The organism is Streptomyces sp. SID3212, assembly GCF_009865405.1.
Taxonomy (GTDB): Bacteria; Actinomycetota; Actinomycetes; order Streptomycetales; family Streptomycetaceae; genus Streptomyces.
Genome location: NZ_WWJY01000294.1, coordinates 1 through 656, shown reverse-complemented (window position 1 = coordinate 656; position 656 = coordinate 1). Strand labels below are relative to the sequence as shown.

Below are 656 nucleotides of genomic sequence, written 5' to 3'. Positions count from 1 at the left end.
GCCTGCGGCGGCAGGCCCGCGTCCACCCGGCCGTCGCCCTGGGCCGCCGACAGCAGCCGCAGCTTCTCCGCGTTGGCCTGCTCGGCGAGCGGCAGCACCTCGCCGGGGCGCTCCAGGCTGTGCCAGCGCGCGAGCCGCATGAGGTGGGGGTGGGAGAAGTGGAAGTCGAAGAGCGCGCCCGCGTACCCGGGCAGGTCGTCGGCGTCGAAGGGCGCGGCGGCCAGGATGTCCGCGACGGCGGCCTCGTACACCGCGTCGAAGAGCTGTTCCTTGCTGCCGAAGTGCACGTAGATCAGGTTCTTGTTGTACCCGGCCGCCGCGGCGATCCGGTCCACCCGCGCGCCGGCGATGCCGTGCGCGGCGAACTCGTCCGTCGCCGCGCGCAGGAGGCCGGCCTTGGTCGTGCGGGAGTCTCGGGGCACCGCCTCATCGTAGACAAGGACGGGCGGTGCGGGGCGGTACATAACTGAACGGTCAGTCACCTGTGCGTTCCGGCCGTACGAGACGCTCCACCGCGACCACCACCGCGTGTCGGCGCGCGGCGAGGGCGAGAGCCGCGGCGCGGCCGTCCCCGTCGCTCTCCCCCGATGCCCCGTCTCCTGTCGCCCTCTCCGCCGCCGCGCCGTCCCGCGCGCCCGGCTCCACCCCGCCGTCAT

The 656-nt window shown here is 74.5% G+C and carries 2 protein-coding genes; both read right to left on the bottom strand.

Features of this window, described 5'->3' with window-relative positions:
• Positions 1-422, bottom strand: a 422-nt coding sequence (locus tag GT042_RS08960; RefSeq protein ID WP_345943720.1) for a TetR family transcriptional regulator, incomplete at its 3' end; no start/stop codon positions are given.
• 52 nt (positions 423-474) lie between these two features.
• The coding region (locus GT042_RS08955; RefSeq protein ID WP_161308170.1) for a hypothetical protein at positions 475-656 on the bottom strand (182 nt) is incomplete at its 5' end.